The following is a 23,213-nucleotide window of genomic DNA, read 5'->3' as shown; positions in this document are numbered from 1 at the left end:
CATGCCAAAGAAAGTAATCATCATAGGTTCAGGATTTTCATCCCTTTCGGCCTCTTGCTATTTGAGCCAAATGGGATACGATGTTTCTATCTATGAAAAGAACACGACCGTAGGAGGCAGGGCGCGACAACTAAATAAGGACGGATTCACCTTTGACATCGGCCCCAGTTGGTACTGGATGCCCGATATTTTCGATAAGTTCTTCGCCGATTTTGGCAAAAAAACATCGGATTACTATCAGTTGGATAAACTAAGCCCGGCATATAAAATCTTCTTTTCAGACGACGAGATTACCATTGGCGACAGTATGGACAAAATATGCGTAGAATTTGAACGCATTGAAAAAGGTAGTTCGGCAAAACTGAGACAGTTCATTTTAGAGGCTCAAGAAAACTATGATATTGCCATTAATAAAGTGGTATTGAGACCGGGACTATCACCCTTTGAACTGGTGACCAAAGAAACCATCTTGAAGGTAGACCAGTTTTTCAAGACCATCAGTGGACAGGTCAGAAAGAAATTCAAAAATCCAAAACTTGTTTCGACGCTTGAGTTTCCCGTACTTTTTTTGGGCGCAAAACCCAGCGATACCCCTTCTTTCTACAACTTCATGAATTTTGCCGATTTTGGACTTGGTACTTGGCATCCGAAAGGAGGTATGTACGAAATTATTAAGGCGATGCGAAGTCTCGCGGAAGAATTAGGGGTCAAGATTTATACCGATGCCACTGTTGAAAAGATACATGTTTCGAACGAAAAAGTTCTGGGAATACAGGTAAAAAATCAAGATATAGAAGCAGACATAGTGCTTAGTGGTGCAGATTACCATCATTCCGAAACCCTATTGGATGCTGTGCACCGCCAGTATTCTGAAAATTATTGGAGCAAAAAAACCTTCGCCCCCTCGTCGCTATTGTTTTATGTAGGCTTCGATACGAAATTGAAAAATATCGAGCACCACAATTTGTTTTTTGATACCGATTTTGAGCTGCACGCCGAAGAAATCTATGATCATCCGAAATGGCCGACCGATCCCTTGTTTTATGCTAATTTTCCATCGATAACCGATGCCAGTATGGCTCCGGAAGGTTGTGAAACCGGGTTCTTTTTAGTTCCCTTGGCTCCAGGTCTTGAAGATACTCCTGAATTACGGTCGCAGTATTTTGATATTATTATGGCCAGGTTTCAAGACAAAACGGGTCAAACGGTTACGGAGCACGTTATTTTCAAAGAATCTTTCTGTATCAACGATTTTGTGTCGGAATATAATTCATATAAAGGAAATGCCTACGGAATGGCCAACACATTGATGCAAACCGCTTTTCTTAGGCCCAAACTAAAAAGTAATAAAGTCGAGAGCCTCTATTTTACAGGACAGTTGACGGTGCCCGGTCCCGGTGTGCCGCCTGCACTGATTTCAGGAAAATTGGTTTCAGAACTCATATATAAAAACAATTGACAATCGCCGATGAAATCGATTTTCGACAATGTTTCCTATTCTTGCAGTAAGCTCGTTACAGAGTCTTACAGCACCTCCTTTGCGCTGGCTACCAAAATGTTGGACATCTCTATAAGGGGGCATATCTATAATATTTATGGCTTTGTTCGCTTTGCCGATGAAATTGTGGATACATTTCATGATTATGAGAAAGAAAAACTCTTTGACAAGTTTGAAAAAGACTTGGAAGCCGCAGTATCGGATAAGATTAGTTTAAATCCTATTTTGAATTCCTTTCAACATACCTATCATAGCTTCGGCATCCCTTGGCATTTGGTATCGGCCTTTATGAAGAGTATGCGCATGGACTTGACCAAGACCGGATATCACACCGAGGAGGAATATCGGGAATACATATATGGCTCGGCAGATGTTGTCGGGCTCATGTGCTTAAAAGTCTTTGTCAAAGGAGAAGAAAAAAGATATGAAGATTTAAAAGAAACAGCAATGGCCTTGGGCTCAGCTTTTCAAAAGGTCAATTTTCTAAGGGATTTAAAAGCCGATTTCGAGCATCTGAACCGTACCTATTTCCCGAATACTAATTTGTCGGAATTGGATGAAGCATCCAAACAGAAAATCATCAATGAAATTAAAAATGATTTTCACTTGGGATATTCCGGTATCGTTCAATTGCCACAAGAAGCAAAATTTGGCGTGTATACGGCCTATAAATATTATTATAAACTGCTAAAGAAGCTTGAAAACACACCTTCATTAGAAATCAAGAATGCACGGATTCGCGTACCCAACTATCAAAAATTCGGACTTTTGGCAAAATCGTATGTCAATTATAAATTAAATTTATTCTAGAATGAAAATACTGATTTGGATATTGATTTTTTTAGGTACTTTTTCCATCATGGAATTTATGGCTTGGTTCACCCATAAATATATTATGCACGGATTTCTTTGGAGTCTTCACCAAGATCACCACAAGAAAGACCATGATTCATGGTTCGAGAGAAACGATGCCTTTTTCATTTTTTATGCCATTGTAAGCATGGTGTTCTTTTATTTGGGCGCACAGACCGATTTTTGGTACGGATGGCCTTTAGGATTTGGAATTCTGGCCTATGGTATCGCCTACTTCTTGGTGCACGATATTTTTATCCATCAGCGCTTTAAAATGTTCAGAAATGCCAACAATTGGTACGCCAGAGGCGTACGCAGGGCCCATAAAATCCATCATAAACATCTAGGGAAAGAAGAAGGTGAATGTTTCGGAATGTTGTTCGTACCCTTCAAGTACTTCAAGAAGTAGTCTATTTGGCTGCCAACAGCTCGTCTATTAGCCCATATACCGTATCATTGTTCCAATCGGAAATAGCTTTTTGATGTACGGCCATACGACCATTTTTATCAAGTATATAGGACCCTGGAGGTTTCAAAAGTTCCATCGGACTTTTATCACCAACGATAAGATAGGTAATCGGAAACGTATATCCCTTTCTTTTGATAAATTCTTCCGGTAGTTCTCTTTCTTCATCGGTTATGATATAAAAGTCAACCCTTCCCTTGTATTTTTCATATAGTTTTTGAATATCGTCCATTTGGGCCCTGGAAGGCAAGTTCCAAGAGGCCCAAAAATTGATAAAAACTACCCTTCCCTTAGATTTTTCAAAACTGAAGAAATCCCAATTCGCATCTTTCAGCCTCCAATCGTAATCAGATAGTTGCCCTCGATTTTCAGGCTTGATAATTGTAGGCGTGGTGGCAAACCATTTATTCAATAACTCTTTACTGAAGTCTCCAAGTGGTGTTACAAAAAAAGACAAGATCGCCCCTATAAGCAGTACATTAAGAACAGTCCTTTTTTTAATCTTCATTCAGCGGGGTTTTATCAAAACTAAAAAACTCCCGATAATCATCGGGAGTTTTTGGTAACTCTTTCAAATTATTTAAGCAGCATTCTCCCTTTTGATAACATTGAGGGCAGAGCCTTCGTTGAACCAACCAATTTGTGCAGCATTATAGGTATGGTTCGCTTTGATGTTATCTTTGCTTCCATCCTTATGAACCACTTCTATGGTCAAAGGCTTGTCAGGTGCGAATTCGGCAATGTCCACAAAATTAAAAGTGTCATCTTCTTGAATCAGATCATAATCCTGCTCATTGGCAAAAGTAAGGGCCAACATACCTTGTTTCTTAAGGTTCGTCTCATGAATTCTGGCAAACGATTTTACCAATACCGCAGCGACCCCAAGATGGCGAGGTTGCATGGCAGCATGTTCTCTTGAAGAACCTTCCCCATAATTATGGTCGCCCACAACTATCGTTCTGATTCCCTTTGCCTTGTATGCCCTTTGGGTATCTGGGACGCCACCATATTCTCCGGTCAATTGGTTCTTTACAAAGTTTGTTTTCTTATTGAACGCGTTTACGGCGCCAATAAGGGTGTTGTTGGCTATATTATCCAAATGTCCTCTAAAACGCAACCAAGGCCCGGCCATAGAGATGTGGTCCGTGGTACATTTACCAAAGGCTTTGATCAATAATTTCATTCCTTGTAACTGCTCGTTGGTTATGGGCAGAAAAGGGTCTAACAATTGTAAGCGCTCCGAAGTCGGGCTTACCTTGACTTCGACACCAGAACCATCGGCATCAGGTTCAAGATAACCGGCATCTTCCACATCGAATCCATTGGGTGGCAATTCAATGCCCAATGGCTCATCGAGTTTTACTTCTTGGCCGTCTTCGTTTATCAAGGTGTCGTTCATCGGGTCAAAATCCAAACGACCCGAAATTGCGATTGCGGCTACCATTTCAGGGGATCCAACAAAGGCATGTGTATTCGGGTTGCCATCCGCTCTTTTTGAAAAGTTTCTGTTGAAGGAGTGTACAATCGTATTCTTTTCGTCCCCTTTCAGGTCACTACGGTCCCATTGGCCGATACATGGTCCGCAGGCGTTCGTAAAAATCGTAGCACCTACATTTTCGAATACCTGAAGTAGGCCGTCCGCTCCGCGGTAAAACGAATCTGTTCCGAACCGGGATTGATTCCGAAATCCGATTTTGGTTTTATCTTTTTGTCGACCGCCTGTTTCGCAATAGAAGCCGCCCGTGTCAAATCTTCATACGAGGAATTGGTACAAGATCCTATCAGACCCCAATCAACTTGTATAGGCCATCCATTCGCTCTAGCCTTCTCCCCTAACTGACCTACCGGAGTTGCCAAATCTGGTGTAAACGGTCCGTTCAAATGCGGACGCAATTCATCCAAATTGATTTCGATAAGTTGATCAAAATAATCTTCTGGATTCGCATATACTTCGGGATCCGCGGTCAAATGTTCCTTAACAGCGTTGGCGGCATCGGCAATATCACTTCTGTCAGTGGCGCGCAAATAACGCTCCATCGATGCATCATAACCAAACGTAGAAGTAGTTGCTCCAATTTCCGCACCCATGTTACAGATAGTACCTTTTCCGGTACAGGAAAGGTTTTTGGCACCTTCTCCAAAATATTCTACAATGGCACCAGTACCTCCTTTTACGGTCAGTATTCCAGCAACTTTTAGAATGACATCTTTAGCGGAAGTCCAACCTGAAATATTCCCGGTCAATTTTACACCGATCAATTTGGGAAACTTTAATTCCCAGGCCATTCCGGCCATTACATCTACGGCATCGGCTCCACCGACTCCGATGGCTACCATACCCAATCCACCGGCATTCACCGTATGTGAATCGGTTCCGATCATCATTCCCCCAGGAAAAGCATAGTTTTCAAGTACGACCTGATGGATGATTCCGGCTCCGGGTTTCCAAAACCGATTCCGTATTTGTTCGATACCGATTCCAAGAAATCGAAGACTTCGGCACTCGTACTGTTCGCTGTTCGTAAATCAGCCGCAGCTCCACTTTTTGCCTGAATCAAATGGTCACAGTGCACCGTAGTAGGCACCGCCACTTTTTTCTTTCCCGCCTGCATGAACTGTAACAGTGCCATCTGGGCGGTTGCATCTTGACAAGCTATCCGATCAGGGGCAAAATCGACATAGTCCTTTCCCCTGGTAAAAGCCTGGGTCGGAGTTCCTTCCCATAAATGCGAATAAAGAATTTTTTCTGAAAGGGTAAGCGGTTTGCCAACAATTTCTCGGGCCTTGTTCACCCTATCGGCCATGGTGGCATAAACGCCTTTGATCATCTCGATATCAAATGCCATATATACTTTTTTAGGTTTATGGTAATTCAACGAAATTAAGAAAATACTGATCGCAAATAAAATTTTTACCTTATGATTGCAAGCGTTTTAGCAAATTGACAAATAGAATCATTCGCTTTTTCACTTTTACCATGTTTAGATAGGTAAAATATCGAATTTGAAGTTCGCCTATTAGAGTAATTTCCCAATAATATCCTCCTCGGAAATGCCTTCGGCCTCGGCTTTGTAGTTTTTAATGATACGGTGTCGCAGAATACCCATGGCTATGGCCTGTACATCTTCTATATCGGGAGAGAATTTTCCATGGACCGCCGCATGCGCCTTGGCTCCTAAAATCAAATTCTGCGAGGCTCTTGGGCCGGCACCCCAATCAATATATTGTTTCACGAAATCGGTAGCTGAATCAAGGCCCGGCCTGGTACTATTCACCAATTTCACGGCATATTCCACCACATTCTCGGGCACCGGAATCCGTCGTACCAGGTGTTGTACTTCCAGAATTTCCTGCGCATTGAACAGGGTGTTTACCGTAGGTGTGTTATCATCGGTCGTTGCTTTTACAACCTGAATCTCTTCAGCGATAGAAGGATACTTCAACTCAATAGCGAACATAAACCGATCCAATTGCGCTTCAGGAAGCGGATAGGTACCTTCTTGTTCAATAGGGTTTTGAGTGGCCAAAACAAAATATGGCAATTCTAATTTGTATTGTTGACCTGCAATAGTTACCGCACTTTCTTGCATAGCTTCCAATAAGGCCGCCTGGGTTTTCGGAGGCGTTCTGTTTATCTCATCGGCCAAAATAATATTGGCAAAAATAGGCCCTTTGATAAACTTAAAATTGCGGTTCTGATCCAATACCTCACTCCCCAAAATATCACTTGGCATTAAATCGGGCGTAAATTGTATTCTTTTGAAATCGAGGCCCAAGGTCTGGGCAATGGTATTGACCATTAAGGTTTTTGCAAGTCCGGGCACACCGATAAGCAATGAGTGTCCTCCTGTATAGATCGATAATAGTATTTGTTCGACGACCTGATGCTGACCGACGATTACCTTTGCAATCTCCTGCTTTAATGCACTATGTTTCTCGACCAGGTTATGTATTGCGGTTGTGTCCGACATGCAGCTATTCTTTTACCCAATTATTGGCAAAATCACATTCTTGGTTCTCTGCATTGACGCTCACATAGGTATCTTTGATATGTTTTTCCATCCACTTTTTGATGGCGGTATACTGTTTTTCGGTCTTGGCCAACTGCTGTATTTTTATATAATCCTGAGAAAAATTTGCGACATGTTCTTCGTAACGATTCGTAATTTTTAGAATTTTGAACTTCACGCCACCACCCCTCGGGTCTTGATCCATAATTGGATTTGAAATTTCGTTATCCTTTAGGTTTCTGACCTGGTTGTAAAGCGTCGGATCCATTTTAGTCAGTTCAAACCGTGAATCGAAGTTGGTAGGGTTACGAAGCAGGCCCCCATCGAACTTGGTCTCTTTTTCTTCGGAAAAATTGAGTGCTGCCTCGGCAAAGGTGAACTTACCATCAAGAACGGCCTGTCGTATGCTATCGAGTTCCGTTTTGGCAGCGTCCATAGCTTCTTGCGAGATTTCGGGCTGCAATATGATATGACGCACATCGCGCTCCTGGCCCCTAATTTTTTCCACATATAAAATGTGAAACCCGAACTGGGTCTCGAACGGTTCCGAAACTTCACCTTCTGCGGTGCTGAAGACCACATCCTTAAAGGTTTTATCGAATCCCGAATCTTTGGTGATGCTTCCTAAAAGTCCGCCTTGCGACTTACTTGGACCTTGCGAATATAAAATCGCCTTAACACTAAAACTGGCATCGTTATCCTCGATATCTTGTTTTATCGCATTGAGTTTGTCGATTACCTTTTGCTTTTCTACATCGGAGGCCTTAGGTTCTTTAACGATTTGGGAAATTTCCATTTCGGCACCGAACACAGGACGCTCATCTTCGGGAATCTTATTATAGAACTGACGTACTTCTTCAGGAGTAATTTCAATATCCTCCACTATTTTTTGTTGCATCTTTTCAGATAGCATGCGCAGTTTGATAATTATATTGATGTCTTCCCGCAAACTGGCCTCGTCTTCCTTTTTGTAAAACTTCAGCAATTTCTCCATCGAACCCAATTGCGACAAAAAGCCTTGAATTTGTCGATCCGTGGTGGCGGCCACCTCATCGTCGGATACCAAAAGGCTATCTTGAACGGCTTGATGGGCATACAAACGATCCTCCATCAGTTTGCCCAACATACTGCAATGATTGACACCTTCCATAGAGGCCCCCTGGCTTTTGATATCGATCATCGTTTTTTCAATGTCCGAATCAAGTATGACGTAATCGCCGACTACGGCCGCGATACCATCCAATTTTATTTTCTTGAAATTTCTGGTCGTATCTTTTTTGACCACCATAGCAGTCTCCACAACGGGTTCTTGAGGTTCTATCTGTGTATCAGGAACTTCGGTCGTTTCTTGAGCGAACAGCATTCCGGTCAGAAAGAAGGCCGACATTAGGTACATCAAATTATTCATCTTCATCTTTGGTATAAACTTCAAATTCTTTTTCTTTAATAGCTTCATCTATGATTTCAGTTTCGAGCTTTCGAATATAGTCCAACTTTCGCCGACTGAGCAGTACTTGTTTTATGGTAGGCTCTATAAACGACAAGGGCGCAATGTCATTAACCTGCAAAACCCCCGTAATCTTGACCAAATATACCCCTAATGCATCCTCCAATTCAAAAAATTGTGAATTTTTTAAGTACTTATCTTGATTCTCGAATGTTAAAGGCGGTATTTCATCAATAACCCTCGACGCCCTTATCCAAAGGAATCGTTAAAATTGAGCTTTTTAAACTGTACCCCTGATCGAGTCTAAGTAGGCGACATCATCCTCTTTAAAACTTTTGAGCTTTTTTATGACCTCATCTTTGTTCAAGAACTGTTTTGGCAATTCTATAAACCGGATTTTGATCAGTTTTTCTTTAAGTCGAAAATTTTCCTTTTCCGCTTCGTAGAATCGATTCAATTGTGATTCGGTTATAAGCGTATCGCTACCTTGTTCGACCAAGGCTTCTTTGTAGGCCCTGGTATAAAGATCGGTTCGATAGTTCTCGACCAATGCATCATATTCGGCTAGATTTTCTTCGGGCAAATTGATTTTGGCCTTGGTCAACAATAATTGCTTGGAAGCCCAATTGTTGATGTAATTGGTAACGAACGACGCACTATCCTCTTTTGACAGGTCGTCGTTCAACAAAGGGGCGAGATCCTCTTCATATAAATAGCTTTGACCAACGCGGGCCAAAGGTTTTTTGCCATCCTCCTCTTTCCGTAAATAGTTACAGGATGAAAATAGAATCGGCCCTAGTAAAAAAACCAGTACTTTTTTAACAAGGAGGCACTCCTATATTTTCGAAATAGCATCCCGCAAAAATAGGAATTAGATCACGTTGTACAAGCGATACTTGTTTTACTTAACAGAATTTTAGCCATCACTTCAAAATTTATTACATTAGTAAGTAGAAGAACAACTTATATTCAATGCCATGAAATACACTACGGAAATTACGGTAGAAGTACCTCGGGACGAATTCATTGAAAAAATGGACAATCCGGATAATATGAGGCATTGGCAGCGTGGCTTGACAGGCTACAAAATTATTTCAGGCCCACCCGGTCAAGAAGGCTCAAAAATGGAACTCCAATACCTTATGGGAAAACGGAATATGGTGCTTGTCGAAACTATAATAAAAAAATTTCCCTTACGAGTTTCATGCCACCTATGATACCAAAGGTGTACACAATTTGCAAAAAAACTATTTTAAGGATATCGACGGTCACAGTACAAAATGGATTTCGAGACCGACTTTCAATTTGAAGGTTTTATGATGAAGACCATGGGCTTTCTTATGCCGGGCGCTTTCAAAAAACAGTCAAAAAAATATATGGAAGACTTCAAGGCATTTGCGGAAGAGGGGGTTTCAGTAGACAGTATTCAGTAAGTTGGAAGTTGGAAGTTGGAAGTTGGAAGTTGGAAGTTGGAAGTTGGAAGTTGGAAGAAAATTTTTTGTCCTTTAAACCAATAAAATCCTTCAAATAAAACCTGACGCATTAAAATGGGCAGAAAAATAAAACTGATTTGGGACTTTCGGGGTCCCACCGCCGAGAAAACGGCCGAACATCACGAAAAACATCTGAAAGAATACATTGCCCTAGAACAACTTCCCCTTGACATCACCGGATATCAAAGACTTGGTGAAATGCATAGTTTGGCCTTTATGGTGGTTGACGAACTTGATATGATAAAAGTGCGTGATGCACTTAAACCCCATCGGGGCGAAGTATATGAAGGGACCTCCCCTAGCTCCTCCCAAGGAGGGGAATAAACATGCCGATCTTAATAAATTCTTTATATAGAAAAATACCGAACCGATCATGAAAAAAACCTTTCTTGTATTTCTTACTGTTTTTCTTTTGGTCAATTGCACTGACCCGACCGCTTCTGAAAATCCGCTGGAAATTGTACTTGCCTCTGAAAATAAGAACATTAAAAGAGTGGTGGATAGCGTCGACCAATTCGAAGTTCAAATACGTTTTACCCAAATCGACCGGAGAAATGATAGCGTTCTATTTACGGATTATGACTTTCAAGTCGACAAAGACAACTACTTCTACCCCGCAAGCACCGTAAAATTTCCAGTGGCCGTCCTCGCGTTGGAAAAACTCAATGCCATTGATACCTTGGATAGAAATACCCGATTTTATGTCGAGGGCGATTCGGTAGAAACGACATTCGCCAAGGCCATTTCAGAGATTTTCGCCGTAAGCGATAATATCGCGAACAATCGATTGGTCGAATTTTTAGGCCAAGACGCCATGAACGCCGGATTGGAAAAAAGAGGTGTTCAACCCGTTCGAATCGCCCATCGCCTTGGATATCATTCTGACGATGTTTCCACAAAACCTTTGATCATCTATTTGAACGATAGTACAACGGCCACTTTTGCCGGCACGATCAACACCTCGGCTAAACCTTTACAATTGAATCGCGTTAAAAAAGGCACGGGATATCTAGAGGAAGACTCATTGATCCAAGAACCCTTTGATTTTAGCTTAAAAAACTACTATCCGATCGATGCGCAACATGGTCTTCTAAAACGTGTTATTTTTCCTGAAAAATTTCCGGAGAACCAACGTTTTGATTTGAGCGAAGAACAAAGGGAATTTTTACTTTCCGCCATGCATACACTACCAAAAGAATTAGGTTATGATCCAAAGGAGTATTACGATGGATACTGTAAATTCTTTATGTATGGTGATACCAAAGAAGATATGCCCGACCATATCAAAATTTACAATAAAGTAGGATGGGCGTACGGTACGCTAACAGACTGTGCCTTTGTCGTCGACGATACGAATGATGTGGAATTTATGCTCACTGCTACCCTTTTGGTCAATAAAAATGGAATCTTCAACGATGACACCTATGAATTCGAAGAGGTCGGCATTCCGTTTTTGGCCGAATTAGGGCGTGAAATCTATAAACAAGAATTGAACCGCAAAAAATAAAATAGTATGGAACAGTTGACTTTCGATTCGTTTACAAAAAGATTTACATCAAGGCACCGCAGGAAAAACTGTATTGGTGCTGGGCCACAAAGGAGGGGATTGAATCTTGGTTTCTACGGAATGCAGCATACACCACTCCAGATGGAACTCAACGAAAGGCGGAAGAACACATCAAGGCCGGAGATACATATGTTTGGGAATGGTACAATTGGAACGGCCAGGAAAAAGGAGAAATACGGAAAGCCAACGGCAAAGATTATCTCGAATTTTCATTTGCCGAGGTCAGCAAAGTCTCGGTAACACTTGAAAATAAAGGCGATGCTGTTTTATTGACGTTAAAGCAGTTCGAGATTCCCACAGACGAGAAAACCAAAATGGACGTTTACAACGGCTGCAGTTGTGGCTGGACTTTCTGGTTGGCCAACCTAAAAGCCTATTTGGAACACGGCATTCTGCTCAATGAAAAAGAATTCGACTTGACCGAAATACCACAAGCGGGACACGTCTTTGTAAATATGTAATCCTATGAACTATACTTCAAAATCGATTCGGGCCTTTATCGGGGCAAAAGACTATCAAGAGTCCAGAAAATTTTATAAAGAGCTGGGCTTCGAGGAGGTGGTCATTGATAAGAGCATGAGCCTTTTCAAGGTCAATGAAAGTCTTGCCTTCTACCTCCAAAATGCCTACGTGAAGGATTGGATCAACAATTCGATGCTTTTCTTGGAAGTCGATGATCTTGAACAATGCCAAAAAGATTTGATGGAAAAAAGATTGCCCGAAAAATTTAAGGGCGTACGGCTCACCGACATCAAAACTTGGGACTGGGGCCGCGAAATCTTTATGCACGACCCTTCGGGTGTGCTGTGGCATTTTGGGGAGTTTAATTAAAAGTGTTGCAAATTTGCCACCGAAATAAAATTAAACGTTTACAGCTCGCTCTGACCCCGACATGTGGTAAATCTCTAATTTCAAAAAGCGAGATATTCTCCACTAAAACTGCTTATATACAACTCAACAGGCGGTTATGCGCCATGTGTCAAATATTGGCGTACAACTTGTTCTTGGTGGTTATGTATGGTTTTTTTATACATTGCGTTTATCAACTAGTTGTGTGCAATGAAAAAACATTAGTTCAAATTTGAAGAATACAAAGAAAATTAGATATCGAGGAATCTTAACATTCGAAATTCCTAAAAACTGGATAGAGGAATATGACGATGAGCATGGGGGAAGTTTTTATGAAGACACCCCTCTTTCTGGAACCTTACGATTGAAGATTATGTCTCTAAATGCTCCTTCTGGCGAAAATCAATTGGAAGTTTTGGATGTATTAAGCGGCCTAAATGTGAAAGAATCAAAAACCATTTCATTGCCCAATAAAAATGCTTATAAAATGTTTTATGAGCAAACTACGGATTCAGGTCATGAAATTACAATTTACTATTGGTCATTGGCACAACTTATAAAACCAAAAAAGGCTCGGTTGGCTAATTTTTCCTATACAATTCTTACGAGTAGACTGAATTTAGAATCGGTAAATAAGGAGATCGAATTTATCACTGAACAAGTTGAAAACGCTCACTTCGAATCTGAAAACAAATAAGATTGCGATTACTGCACACAACAACGCGCCTCGCTAGTGCTCGTCCGTGACGAGTTCCGCGCCCAGCCCCATAAAGTCTACCGACCTTCCACTTCTTAAATCAAATCCGTTAAATTTGCACCAATTAAAATTACCCTGTGCAAGAACCCAAACAAACCCGTATCAACAAATACCTCAGCGAGGTCGGCTACTGCTCACGCCGAGCGGCCGATAAACTCATCGAACAGGGTCGGGTCACCATCAATGGCAAAGTACCCGAAATGGGCACAAAAATTACAGAGGGCGACGAAGTACGGGTAAACGGCAAATTAATCTCCGAACCGAACGAAAAACCCGTATATCTGGCTTTTAACAAACCTATCGGCATTGTCTGCACCACCGATACCCGAGTTGAAAAAGATAATATCATCGATTTTATCAATTACCCTAAACGCATCTTTCCAATAGGTCGATTGGACAAACCCAGCGAAGGCCTCATTTTTTTGACCAATGACGGAGACATCGTCAATAAAATTCTGCGTGCACGCAATCACCACGAGAAGGAATACATCGTTACGGTCGACAAGCCTATTACCGAAGAATTTCTCGAAAAAATGCGAAACGGAGTCCCCATTCTAGATACAGTGACCCGCAAATGTGGGGTCGAAGAACTTGGTAAATACCAGTTTAAAATCATTCTGACCCAAGGCCTAAATCGGCAAATACGTCGCATGTGCGAATATTTGGATTATCGTGTAAAGCGACTCAAGCGCATTCGTATCATGAACGTAACCCTTGATATTCCTGTTGGGAAATGGCGCGATCTTACCGAGTCGGAGCTTTTGGAGATTAACCGTCTGGTATCTGATTCGTCTAAAACGCATGACGATTTATAACCCATGTACCGTGATATGAGGTCTTTTTAGGCAATCCTATAAAAAGAGACAATTTTTGTCGAACTACATTTAACTTTAAGGAATCATAGCCGCTACCATGAATTGGATTATTCTCTTATTCCTGTTTTTTACTTTTTTAGGAATTCTTCTATCTATTCTGTTTTTCTTCAAAAAGAAGGGGGACCGAATGGCGAACATTTTGCTAGGTATTTATACTTTCTTGTTCGCCTTTGAGTTGCTGAACAATTCCCTACGTTGGTCCGGAGATATTTATGCAGCGTCGTTCGTTCACCTCAATCTGGCCCATTTTCCATTGTGGACGGTATACGGGGCAATTGTTTTTATTTATACCCGCAAGGTAATCGACCACACAGGTTTTATATGGCGTGATCTTTTGTTTTTGGTTCCTCCGACCACGACGGTTTCAATGCTATATCCCTTTTATGCCCTGTCTTCTCAAGAAAAGGTAAAGGTCGTTCTTGAGGGTAGAACGTACGATTATGCCTATTTTCCAAACTCCGCCATTTGGATCGTCATTGCCATCATGTTTTTCTACGCTGCCTATACCTATTTCAATTTTTGGAGGAACAAAAAGGTCGGTTTTCGTGAGAATAAATGGCTCAAATGGTTCGTCGGATCCTATTTTGGATTTGTCCTTCTATTCGCCCTCTATATTTTCTTGGTCCGGTTCGGACTTATGAATCCTGATTACGATTATCTGGTAGACATTGCCATTGTCGGTTTTATAGGAATGCTTTCTTTCTTCGGATTTGTGCAACCCGAAATCTTCGAGGGCAAATCCATCAAAGAAGTCCTACCTTTTGTAAAATATAGAAAAACAGGTCTGTCGGAAGCCCTATCCCTAGAAATGAAAGCAAAACTCTTACGCATTATGGAAGAACGAGAACCCTATTTGGACAATGACCTCCGGTTAGATGATCTATCCATGCTCATGAACCTATCGAGAAATCACACATCACAGATCATCAACGAACATTTCAATCTTTCTTTCTTTGATTTTGTAAACCAATACCGAATCAAGGATGCTAAAAACCTTTTGCTACAAAATAAAGAGGATCATCGGACCATAACCCAAATCGCCTATGACGTGGGTTTTAATAACCGGGCATCTTTTTACAAGGCGTTCAAAAAATTCTCCGATGGAAGAAGCCCTTCCGATTATGCGAAACAAATGCACGCTTCTTGAGGTATAACTTAAAGACTTCGGAATGTAATACCGTACACTAGTAAATTGACTCTTCTATGGAAAATCAAGTAGGCATTCAATATCTCCCGATAAAAAGAGACAAGCCTTGGAATACCATACTTTATCTTTATTAAAAATTGATAAAGTGACCTGGTATATTTTTATTTTCCTATTCTTTTCATTCTTGGGAGTAATCTTGGGGCTGTCATTTTTCTTTAAGAAAAAAGGAGACCGTGCTGCCAACATATTATTAGGCACATATACCATTTTGTTTGCCTATGAACTCATTTATTACTGTCTTCAATGGGGCGGATACCTGAACCAACCATCGCACGTCCACTTAAATGAAACACACAGGCCCATTTGGTTGATTTACGGCCCCCTTGTATATTTTTATGTAAGAAGGGTCGTTAAAAAGGTTAGTTTCAAATGGTCCGACATATTACTTTTAGTTCCGTCATTGTTGACCATACTCTTGGTTTATCCCTTTTACCAAATGTCCACGGACGAAAAAGTTGGCCTTCTTGCTCAAGGAAAACCATATTCCATTTATGAAAAGACGTTCTTGCCCTATAACAGCATTTGGGTGGTCCTCCTGATTATGTTGGTCTATGCATACTGTGCATATTTCAATTTCAAGGATAGTAAAAAAGTTGGCTATCGTGAAAAAACCTGGCTCGCCTGGTTCGTAGGTTCATATGCCGGTTTTGTTCTTGCATTCGCTTTTTTTGTAGCCTTGTTCCGAAACGGTGTGATAGCCCCTCGTTTTAATTATTTAATAGATATCGTCATTCTTTTCTTTATCGGGGGCCTCGCTTTTTTCGGGTTCTTTCAACCCGACATTTTTAACGGGAAATCGCTAAAGGAAATACTTCCCTTCGTAAAATATCGAAAAGCCGGACTCTCCGATGCCCTTTCCTTGGCCATGAAAGAAAAATTGTTGCGAATTATGGAAGAGCATGAACCTTATTTGGACAATAAATTGAGACTTGATGATCTGGCCTTACACCTGAATCTTTCAAGAAACCATACTTCGCAAATTATCAACGAACATTTTAATCTTTCGTTCTTCGACTTCGTAAACAAATATAGAATCGCATACGCAAAGAATTTATTGCTACAGAACAAAGGGGATGGGCGGACTATTACGCAACTTGCTTTTGATGTGGGCTTCAATAATAGGGCCTCCTTCTACAGGGCATTCAAAAAATTTACAAATGTGACTCCAACTGAATACCTCAGGCATATGGAAGTATCATGACTAGCCTCTTAACCTTGTAATTGATTTGCAAGCCCAAAAACAATTACGCTTAAAATTTTTACAGTATGGGAAATATTAAATACATACTTGTTGTTGCTCTGGTTTTGATATCCTGCAAAAGGTCGGATTCCCATTCGCAAGTCAAAGGTTATTATTATGAATCCAATGCTCTATTAGGTTCTTGGGATATCAAGGAAGTACATTGGATATCAAAAGATACCACCCTGGTCATCAAAAAGGCACAACCCGGTATTTTTATGGTTACCCCTGAAAGATATAGTATTATCTGGACGCCAACCAAGCATCCCAGACAAAAATTCAATGTATTATCAAAACCCACTGATAATGAAATCAAATCGGGTTTTAATTCCATAGTTTTCAATTCGGGAACGTACACCTCAACGAGTTCAAAAATGGTTACGAAGGCTTTGATCGCCAAAGTTCCAGGTTTTGAAGGAGGTCGTCAATATTATGATTATCGAATCGAAGAAGGCACTTTGTTTCTTACCATGTACGACGAGACCTATCCCGATGGCACGAAACCTGATTGGGCCGGAAAGTGGAAGACCCACTTTATATTAAAAAAATTGATAAGAATACCCAGATTGAAAAACAGATTTAATCTTAGTTATACGATAAACCAATGGTGCAAAGAACTCTCATCATTATGGTTCTGAGTCTGATGTCATATCAATTTCATAGCTGTACCAAGAGCGATAGGGATACCAGAAGACCCGGATCAAAAAATACCGTCGAATCTTTAGCAGAAAGTGGCGGAACGGATATTAGGTGCAATAACGTAAGATATGAAGATTGGAAAACGTCAGAATATGTATTACCATACGCCGTTGGGGAAACGTACCGCACCAACCTAACGAATTGCACTTCATCGTACCATGCTCCTGGAATGCCAGATCAATTTGCAATTGATTTTGCCATGCCGATAGGTACTGAAATTACCGCAGCACGGCCAGGTCAGGTTTTTCATATAGAAGAATCGGGAATAGATGGGGGTTTCCCCAACAATCTGGCAATCATTGCCCATTCTGATGGAACATTTGCCGCATATATGCATCTGACCGAAAATGGTGCCTTGGCCGAGGTGGGTAGTTTTATATTGCAAGGAGACATCATTGGTCTCAGTGGGAATACAGGTCTAGCAGGCTATCCGCATCTCCATTTCGTGGTGATAAAAGAAAAGCCGCTTGAATTTCCATATACCTCTGTACCCGTCACCTTTAAAAATACATTGGATAATGAAAGAAGTCTTTTACCCTATACGGACTACCCCGCGTATCCATATGAATAGCTTAAATGACATAACTCTAATAACAATATTCAAAGAAATAATATAGCTGGAACGTATATACTCCATGATCAACAAGAACCCTGATTCATGGGGCGATAGTGGAACTTTCAAAAAGGAACTTGTGTTGAGAGGCTAGCCAAATTGCAAAAGATGACCTGTAAAATTTGTACTTTACTATAATGAAATAGTAAAGACAAAGTGACAAATGAAGATGCGATGCGATTACGACCGTTTAATTAGAAAGGGAATGATACCAGTATTACTACTTGCAACGGTCGGGTGTTCTAAAGGTGAACGTGATACCCGAAGACCTGGATCTAAAAATACAGTTAATACCACAGAGTCATTCGAAACTTCCTGTATATCGGTAGGTTATGAATATTGGGAGGCTTCAAAATATGTTTTGCCTTATCCCGTCGGTAAAACTTATAAAACAAATCGTACTCATTGCTCCACGAGGTCTCATGCTCCCGGAGAACCGGATCAGTATGCTTTGGATTTCGGTATGGGTATCGGAACCATTGTTACCGCAGCAAGAGAAGGGCGTGTTGTTTTCGTCGAAGAGTCGGGGGAACCGGGAGAATTTCCCAACAATCTGGTCGTCATAGAACATGATGACGGCACATTCGCCCAATATATGCATTTGGACTATCAAGGTGCCTTTGTGAAAGTAGGCCAATCCGTATCGCAGGGTGATGAAATAGCACTGAGCGGTGACACGGGACCGGCCGGATATCCACATCTCCATTTTGTGGTCACTAAAAATGATTCGTTTGAATATCCTTATAAATCAATACCTACGACCTTTAAAAATACAAAGCCGAATCAGCAGAGTTTAGAGCCTTATACAGACTATCCTGCCTATCCCTATTAGAAAATAATGTTGAACCAATAAGATGGCAATTCGAAGGATCAAGAATTATATGCTACTCATGTCATTGCTAGTACTTTCTTGCAGCAACGATGAGACACCCCCAAAGGAACTTCAGCCTGGAGAGGGACCTATAGCAGATGGATGCCCAAATGGCCAATACGACGAATGGAAAACGTCCGAATATGTGCTTCCCTATCCGGTTGGCAAGAGCTATGTAGTTACCTTAAGCCACTGTGGTGGGTCTTTTCATAGCGAAGGAGAGCCCGACGAATATGGTGTCGATTTCGCCATGGATATTGGGGAGACCATTACCGCCGCAAGAGCAGGTCAAGTGGTTTACGTAGAGGAATCCGGCGTCGATGGCGAATTTCCGAACAATCTGGTCATCATCGAACATGAAGATGGTACCTTTGCGCAGTATATGCATTTGACAAAGAACGGGGCACTGGTCGATGTGGGGAATCAAGTAATTCAAGGTAATAAAATCGGGCTCAGTGGAAATACCGGTCTCGCCGGATTTCCACATCTCCATTTTATTATAACGCAGGCAGGTTCTTACAATTATCCCTACACCTCAATACCTACTACGTTCAGTAATACATTGTCCAATGAGCGCAGTTTGGCAAAGGGGCAAAGATATCCGGCTTATGGGTACGAATAAAATGCACAACATAAAACGTAAAGGTATGTAGGCATTGACAAAAAGAACAATAGAATTGCCTTACTTGAATTAACAAATGATAACTGTATTTTAACACCTTATTCAGTTAAAAATCATTAACTTAGAAATAAAATAATTTTGCTCTGAAAATCTAAAAAATCCAAATCAAGATGAAAACAAGTATAATAACTTCAAAAAAATCCCTAGCAATAGTGGTATTCGCGATGCTACTTCTCTGGGTATCAGGAACACAAAACGCCGTTGCATTCTTTCAAGAAGAAACACAGGAAGATATACAGGCGTACGATCAATACAAAGGTGAAGTATTGGATTCGGAATCCAAAAACCATTGGTCTTTGCAGGTTTGGCCATAGAGGATCCAACATCAGTACCATTACGAATACCGAAGGTGAATTTTCGTTAAAAGTGCCGAAAGAAATTGGTGAGGTCAACGTTTTAATTTCCTTTCTAGGTTACAAGAATAAAATTATTCCGCTCTCTCAGTTTAAGGCTGGCAACAATAAAGTGTTCATGGACATTTCGGTAGAACAACTGTCGGAAGTCAATCTCAGCGTTCCGAAAGATGCAAGTGCACTGGTTCGTGAAACGCTTAAAAGAAAGGGCGAGAATTATTTCAAAGACCCAACGGTCATGACGGCCTTTTATCGTGAGACTATTAAAAAAGAAGAACGAACGTCTCCTCTCTGAAGCTGTCGTAAACATTTATAAAGCACCTTATTCTTCACTAAAACGTGATGCCGTAGAAATGTACAAGGCTAGAAAAAGTACGGATTATAGTAAGCTCGACACTGTGGCCCTGAAATTACAGGGTGGGCCTTTCAATGCCCTTTTTGTCGACATCATGAAGTATCCTGAATACATTTTCGATGAAGAATCAATTGACGATTATGTATTCAGTTTTGATCGATCGGTTAGGGTCAACGATCAGCTCATTTACGTAATCAATTTTAAACAACTAGAAAACCTGACCGAACCGCTATACAAGGGTCAGCTTTTTATTGATGCTGAAAATAAGATTTTGACCAGTGCCATTTATTCGTTGAACATTACGGACCGCGATGAGGCCGCCCGACTATTTGTTCGAAAAAAACCCAGAAATGCAAAAGTATGGCCGACCGAAGTAGCCTATAGGGTCGACTATCGTGAAAAGAATGGTAGATGGTATTATAGTTACAGTAATGTTTTATTGGAGTTCAAGGTAAACTGGGATAAAAAATTATTCAATTCTGTTTATAGCATGACCTGTGAAATGGCCGTAACGGATTGGGAAAAAATCTTACCAGCGCATTTCCTAAATCCAAGGAAAGAATCAGAACTTCTTTTATACTGAGCGATGAGGCCATTGGCTTCGCTGACCCTGATTTTTGGGGTGAGTACAATATAATCGAGCCTGAAAAGTCCATTGAGTCGGCCATTAAGAAAATTCAACGTCAATTGAGACGGGCACGTTCAAAGTCCGGTACTTCTGCTCCCTAAAAGGATTAACGAACATAATGATATACAAAAATCGACCGAGTTGGTCGATTTTTTTGTTTCCGCACTTTTGACAATCCCTGTTTTCAGGAGGTCATTTTCCCCAGTATTAGCTTTTTAAAATAGTTCGAATACAATGAAATTTGTATTGATTCTAAACGTATGATTATCCGAACGATTTGGAATTAAAAATAAATAATGACTTAAACCGTTGTAAATTATATTCAATGCTATCAACCTAATACATTCCATTTATGCAAAACGTACTGCCAAAATTCAAAAGACCGATTCAAGGAATCGATGAGCCACGCACCGAAGTTTCACATTGGGAAAAGGCTATGGATGCCTATGATGCCAAAGATTTTAGAATGGCTCTAATCGAGACCATCAATTACATGAATCCCGAAATTCTCTGGGGCAAAGAAACAAATGGTGATATTTCCATAGTACGCGGACAAGGTTCTGCGGAAATCCAGGTGGAAATCGCCAATGAAACTTTTTCCGTTAAAGCCCCTTTCCTAAAGGTTACCGATACCACCAATAAGGTGGCCTTGTTCAGAAAGGTGGCCGAGGTCAATTTCAATCCGTTGACACTGGCACAAATACATCTGAAAGACTATACGCTATGGTTCGAATATACAATGCCTATTTCTCTTTGTCAGCCCTATAAGGTATATGACGTGCTTCATGAAATATGTGTTTACGCCGATGACTATGACGACGAGTTCGTTGAAAAATACAAAGCTGATTTCTATAAAGAGGCGAACGTTCAACCGTTGGCGGGTGAGGAAGCCGAGCAAGTTTGGCAGCAAATCAGCGATATTCTAAGCGACTATAAGAACTATTCCGCCTATTTCAAGGAGAAAAGATGGGATGCCTTTCAATGGGACATTACGGTCATTTCCATTCTTAAAATAGTAAATATGCCCTATGTACATGGCACCTTGAGGACCAAACTTCAAGAATATGTACATAATATGTTCAACGGAAATATCGATTTCCAACATCGGGTCGATAAAGGCACCAACTTCATGCAGAAGCTTTGCGCCATGACCCGTGAAGACTTTATGAACGATATCTATCATGCCGATGCCTTTATTTCGTTGAAATGGAGAAGCTCGGACCAAATATTGCAAGAATGCGTAAAAAACTGGGAAGGCTACGTAACCAAGTATGTAAATGACGGAGACAACTTCTCGCTGAGCTATTACCTGCAATACAATTTTCTATATATGCTCTACAACTATAACGTTGAGGAAAACCACAAAAATGCCATTTACGATGTTCTGGAAAGTGTATCGGGCCTTGAACCACATGTAGCCGTTCCCAAACTTCTCGCTACCTATGACGGATTCTTGACTGGAAATACAAAAGCGGTCAAAACCGGTAATAAGGGACTTTTCTCAAAACTTTTCGGATAAACAAAATATCTGAGGGCAAGGCCCCAGATATTAAAATTCCAAAAAGAAAATTCCAAATTCCAATAAAAACAAAGGAATCTGAGCTAGGCTTATAGAATCCAAAAAAATAAAAAAATAACATGGAAAATATACATAAATCAGTATTCAAGATCATTACCTCGGGCGGCACCGGAAGTGGCTTTACCGTAAGCGGAAAAAACCATATCATTACGAACTATCATGTCATTCAAGGCGAAAAAACCGTAGCGGTAGAGGATTATAAAAAAGACAGACATGTCGCCAATGTGGTCATGGTCAATCCTGAAGTAGACCTTGCTTTTTTACATATCGACGGATTCGAAAATACCGCAACCAATATAACTTTGGATGAAAACGTCATCGTCATGAATACCCAAAAGGTATTTATCAACGGTTATCCGTTCGGGATGCCCTACACGATAACGGAAGGTATCGTATCTTCAATCAGTCAGCCCATGGGTTCGAGGCATTACATTCAGACCGATGCGGCCGTGAATCCGGGAAATTCGGGAGGTCCTATGCTCAACGAGGCCGGCAATCTGGTCGGTGTCACAACCTCTAAGTTCAACGATGCCGACAACGTAGGTTTCGGAATCAAACATCTCGACCTGATCAAGGAAATAAATGATTTTACGTATCTGGACAATGCCTACCGTGTAAAATGCAACTCGTGCGATGGTTATACGGAACAAGAAACCGAATTCTGTAACAACTGTGGAAACGATATGGACATTTCCATTTGGGAAGAGTTCGAAAAAAGCCATTTCGCCAATTTTGTTGAAGGGGCACTCACAGAACTCAGTATGAATCCCGTACTCGGTAGAGCCGGTAGGGACTTTTGGGAATTCCATCAAGGCAGTGCCCTAGTGCGCATTTTCGTCTTTAAACGCGATTATCTTGTAGCGACCTCACCTTTAAATAAATTGCCAAAACAGAACCTGGCCGAGCTAACGAAATATTTATTGCAAAAAAATGTGGATCCCTATTATCTGGGCATACATAACAATAATATTTACCTGTCCTACAGGACCCATCTTTCGGATATTTTTACCGACCATGCCGATACTATTAAGGAGAATATCAAAAATCTTGCATTAAAAGCAGATGACCTGGATAACTTTTTTATGGATGAATATAGTTGTGAAATGGCTATTGAAGCAAAAGAGATGTAAGTAAAACACAAATGGTATTGGAAAAGGGTGTCAAAAAAGCTT

At 40.9% G+C, this 23,213-nt stretch carries 28 protein-coding genes and 1 pseudogene; 22 read left to right on the top strand and 7 right to left on the bottom strand.

Translation table 11 applies throughout. From position 1 onward, the window contains the following. Window position 1: 1 nt before the first annotated feature. From N8A86_RS16545 to N8A86_RS16535, 3 genes are read left to right on the top strand one after another with little or no spacing between them, the layout of a single operon-like run. Window positions 2-1,459 (top strand): phytoene desaturase family protein, encoded by a 1,458-nt coding sequence (locus N8A86_RS16545; RefSeq protein WP_273566392.1) that lies wholly within the window; start codon window positions 2-4, stop codon window positions 1,457-1,459. A gap of 9 nt (window positions 1,460-1,468) precedes the next feature. After that, window positions 1,469-2,308 (top strand): phytoene/squalene synthase family protein, encoded by an 840-nt coding sequence (locus N8A86_RS16540; protein ID WP_273566391.1) that lies wholly within the window; start codon window positions 1,469-1,471, stop codon window positions 2,306-2,308. Between the two features lies 1 nt (window position 2,309). Beyond that, window positions 2,310-2,759 carry a sterol desaturase family protein gene (locus N8A86_RS16535; protein WP_273566390.1) on the top strand — a complete coding sequence of 150 codons (450 nt, stop codon included), beginning with the start codon at window positions 2,310-2,312 and terminating at the stop codon, window positions 2,757-2,759. A 1-nt stretch (window position 2,760) separates the two neighbouring features. Here N8A86_RS16535 and N8A86_RS16530 read toward each other — a convergent pair whose 3' ends face one another. From N8A86_RS16530 to N8A86_RS16505, 7 genes and pseudogenes are all read right to left on the bottom strand, one after another. Continuing rightward, window positions 2,761-3,324 carry a TlpA family protein disulfide reductase gene (locus tag N8A86_RS16530; protein ID WP_273566389.1) on the bottom strand — a complete coding sequence of 188 codons (564 nt, stop codon included), beginning with the start codon at window positions 3,322-3,324 and terminating at the stop codon, window positions 2,761-2,763. A 72-nt stretch (window positions 3,325-3,396) separates the two neighbouring features. Beyond that, window positions 3,397-4,260 (bottom strand): hypothetical protein, encoded by an 864-nt coding sequence (locus tag N8A86_RS22065; RefSeq protein ID WP_430682205.1) that lies wholly within the window; start codon window positions 4,258-4,260, stop codon window positions 3,397-3,399. A 33-nt stretch (window positions 4,261-4,293) separates the two neighbouring features. Then, window positions 4,294-5,620: pseudogene (locus N8A86_RS22060) on the bottom strand (aconitase family protein); the annotation flags it as partial. A 213-nt stretch (window positions 5,621-5,833) separates the two neighbouring features. Next, window positions 5,834-6,787 carry an AAA family ATPase gene (locus N8A86_RS16520; protein WP_273566388.1) on the bottom strand — a complete coding sequence of 318 codons (954 nt, stop codon included), beginning with the start codon at window positions 6,785-6,787 and terminating at the stop codon, window positions 5,834-5,836. Between the two features lie 4 nt (window positions 6,788-6,791). Continuing rightward, complete coding sequence (locus N8A86_RS16515) at window positions 6,792-8,234, bottom strand: peptidylprolyl isomerase (RefSeq protein ID WP_430682204.1); 1,443 nt, start codon at window positions 8,232-8,234, stop codon at window positions 6,792-6,794. Next, window positions 8,227-8,439, bottom strand: a complete 213-nt coding sequence (locus tag N8A86_RS16510) for a hypothetical protein (protein ID WP_273566386.1) — start codon at window positions 8,437-8,439, stop codon at window positions 8,227-8,229. The genes N8A86_RS16515 and N8A86_RS16510 overlap by 8 nt, the downstream gene beginning before the upstream one ends. Before the next feature lie 114 nt (window positions 8,440-8,553). Then, window positions 8,554-9,009 carry a hypothetical protein gene (locus N8A86_RS16505; RefSeq protein ID WP_273566385.1) on the bottom strand — a complete coding sequence of 152 codons (456 nt, stop codon included), beginning with the start codon at window positions 9,007-9,009 and terminating at the stop codon, window positions 8,554-8,556. 241 nt (window positions 9,010-9,250) lie between these two features. Here N8A86_RS16505 and N8A86_RS21705 point away from each other — a divergent pair, with 241 nt between their 5' ends. From N8A86_RS21705 to N8A86_RS16415, 19 genes are all read left to right on the top strand, one after another. Next, window positions 9,251-9,490, top strand: coding sequence for an SRPBCC family protein (locus N8A86_RS21705; protein ID WP_337251641.1), 240 nt, complete (start codon window positions 9,251-9,253; stop codon window positions 9,488-9,490). A gap of 63 nt (window positions 9,491-9,553) precedes the next feature. Continuing rightward, the gene (locus N8A86_RS21700; RefSeq protein WP_337251640.1) at window positions 9,554-9,706 is read left to right on the top strand and encodes a hypothetical protein; all 153 of its coding nucleotides are present in this window, start codon (window positions 9,554-9,556) and stop codon (window positions 9,704-9,706) included. A 114-nt stretch (window positions 9,707-9,820) separates the two neighbouring features. Next, window positions 9,821-10,090, top strand: a complete 270-nt coding sequence (locus N8A86_RS16495) for a hypothetical protein (protein ID WP_273566384.1) — start codon at window positions 9,821-9,823, stop codon at window positions 10,088-10,090. Window positions 10,091-10,139: 49 nt separating this feature from the next. Beyond that, window positions 10,140-11,273 (top strand): serine hydrolase, encoded by a 1,134-nt coding sequence (locus N8A86_RS16490; protein WP_273566383.1) that lies wholly within the window; start codon window positions 10,140-10,142, stop codon window positions 11,271-11,273. A 41-nt stretch (window positions 11,274-11,314) separates the two neighbouring features. Next, the gene (locus N8A86_RS16485) at window positions 11,315-11,794 is read left to right on the top strand and encodes an SRPBCC family protein (RefSeq protein WP_337251812.1); all 480 of its coding nucleotides are present in this window, start codon (window positions 11,315-11,317) and stop codon (window positions 11,792-11,794) included. A gap of 4 nt (window positions 11,795-11,798) precedes the next feature. Continuing rightward, window positions 11,799-12,164 carry a VOC family protein gene (locus N8A86_RS16480; protein WP_273566382.1) on the top strand — a complete coding sequence of 122 codons (366 nt, stop codon included), beginning with the start codon at window positions 11,799-11,801 and terminating at the stop codon, window positions 12,162-12,164. A gap of 250 nt (window positions 12,165-12,414) precedes the next feature. Then, window positions 12,415-12,879 carry a hypothetical protein gene (locus N8A86_RS16475; protein WP_273566381.1) on the top strand — a complete coding sequence of 155 codons (465 nt, stop codon included), beginning with the start codon at window positions 12,415-12,417 and terminating at the stop codon, window positions 12,877-12,879. A gap of 137 nt (window positions 12,880-13,016) precedes the next feature. Beyond that, a complete protein-coding gene (gene rluF / locus N8A86_RS16470) occupies window positions 13,017-13,754 on the top strand; it encodes a 23S rRNA pseudouridine(2604) synthase RluF (RefSeq protein WP_273566380.1) in 738 nt (245 codons plus the stop codon). A 187-nt stretch (window positions 13,755-13,941) separates the two neighbouring features. Further along, window positions 13,942-14,961, top strand: coding sequence for an AraC family transcriptional regulator (locus N8A86_RS16465; RefSeq protein ID WP_273566379.1), 1,020 nt, complete (start codon window positions 13,942-13,944; stop codon window positions 14,959-14,961). Between the two features lie 145 nt (window positions 14,962-15,106). Next, window positions 15,107-16,222, top strand: coding sequence for a helix-turn-helix domain-containing protein (locus tag N8A86_RS16460; RefSeq protein ID WP_273566378.1), 1,116 nt, complete (start codon window positions 15,107-15,109; stop codon window positions 16,220-16,222). Between the two features lie 65 nt (window positions 16,223-16,287). After that, window positions 16,288-16,899, top strand: coding sequence for a hypothetical protein (locus N8A86_RS16455; protein WP_273566377.1), 612 nt, complete (start codon window positions 16,288-16,290; stop codon window positions 16,897-16,899). Then, on the top strand, window positions 16,866-17,531 hold the full coding sequence (locus N8A86_RS16450) for a M23 family metallopeptidase (RefSeq protein WP_273566376.1): 666 nt from the start codon (window positions 16,866-16,868) through the stop codon (window positions 17,529-17,531). Before N8A86_RS16455 ends, N8A86_RS16450 begins: the two co-directional genes overlap by 34 nt. A 247-nt stretch (window positions 17,532-17,778) precedes the next feature. Then, entirely contained in the window at window positions 17,779-18,405 is a 627-nt protein-coding gene (locus tag N8A86_RS16445; protein WP_273566375.1) for a M23 family metallopeptidase, read from the top strand. Window positions 18,406-18,427: 22 nt separating this feature from the next. Continuing rightward, window positions 18,428-19,066 (top strand): M23 family metallopeptidase, encoded by a 639-nt coding sequence (locus N8A86_RS16440; RefSeq protein ID WP_273566374.1) that lies wholly within the window; start codon window positions 18,428-18,430, stop codon window positions 19,064-19,066. Window positions 19,067-19,236: 170 nt separating this feature from the next. Then, window positions 19,237-19,440, top strand: a complete 204-nt coding sequence (locus tag N8A86_RS16435) for a hypothetical protein (protein ID WP_273566373.1) — start codon at window positions 19,237-19,239, stop codon at window positions 19,438-19,440. Window positions 19,441-19,492: 52 nt separating this feature from the next. Then, window positions 19,493-19,774, top strand: coding sequence for a hypothetical protein (locus N8A86_RS16430; protein WP_273566372.1), 282 nt, complete (start codon window positions 19,493-19,495; stop codon window positions 19,772-19,774). Further along, window positions 19,734-20,417 (top strand): hypothetical protein, encoded by a 684-nt coding sequence (locus N8A86_RS16425; RefSeq protein WP_273566371.1) that lies wholly within the window; start codon window positions 19,734-19,736, stop codon window positions 20,415-20,417. The genes N8A86_RS16430 and N8A86_RS16425 overlap by 41 nt, the downstream gene beginning before the upstream one ends. A gap of 397 nt (window positions 20,418-20,814) precedes the next feature. Continuing rightward, a complete protein-coding gene (locus tag N8A86_RS16420) occupies window positions 20,815-21,981 on the top strand; it encodes a type III secretion system chaperone family protein (RefSeq protein ID WP_273566370.1) in 1,167 nt (388 codons plus the stop codon). A 119-nt stretch (window positions 21,982-22,100) separates the two neighbouring features. Next, on the top strand, window positions 22,101-23,171 hold the full coding sequence (locus N8A86_RS16415; protein ID WP_273566369.1) for a trypsin-like peptidase domain-containing protein: 1,071 nt from the start codon (window positions 22,101-22,103) through the stop codon (window positions 23,169-23,171). The last annotated feature ends 42 nt before the right edge of the window (window positions 23,172-23,213 follow it).

It is taken from the genome of Maribacter halichondriae, assembly GCF_027474825.1.
GTDB classification, from domain to species: domain Bacteria; phylum Bacteroidota; class Bacteroidia; order Flavobacteriales; family Flavobacteriaceae; genus Meishania; species Meishania halichondriae.
This window is presented reverse-complemented; position numbering and strand designations above follow the sequence as displayed.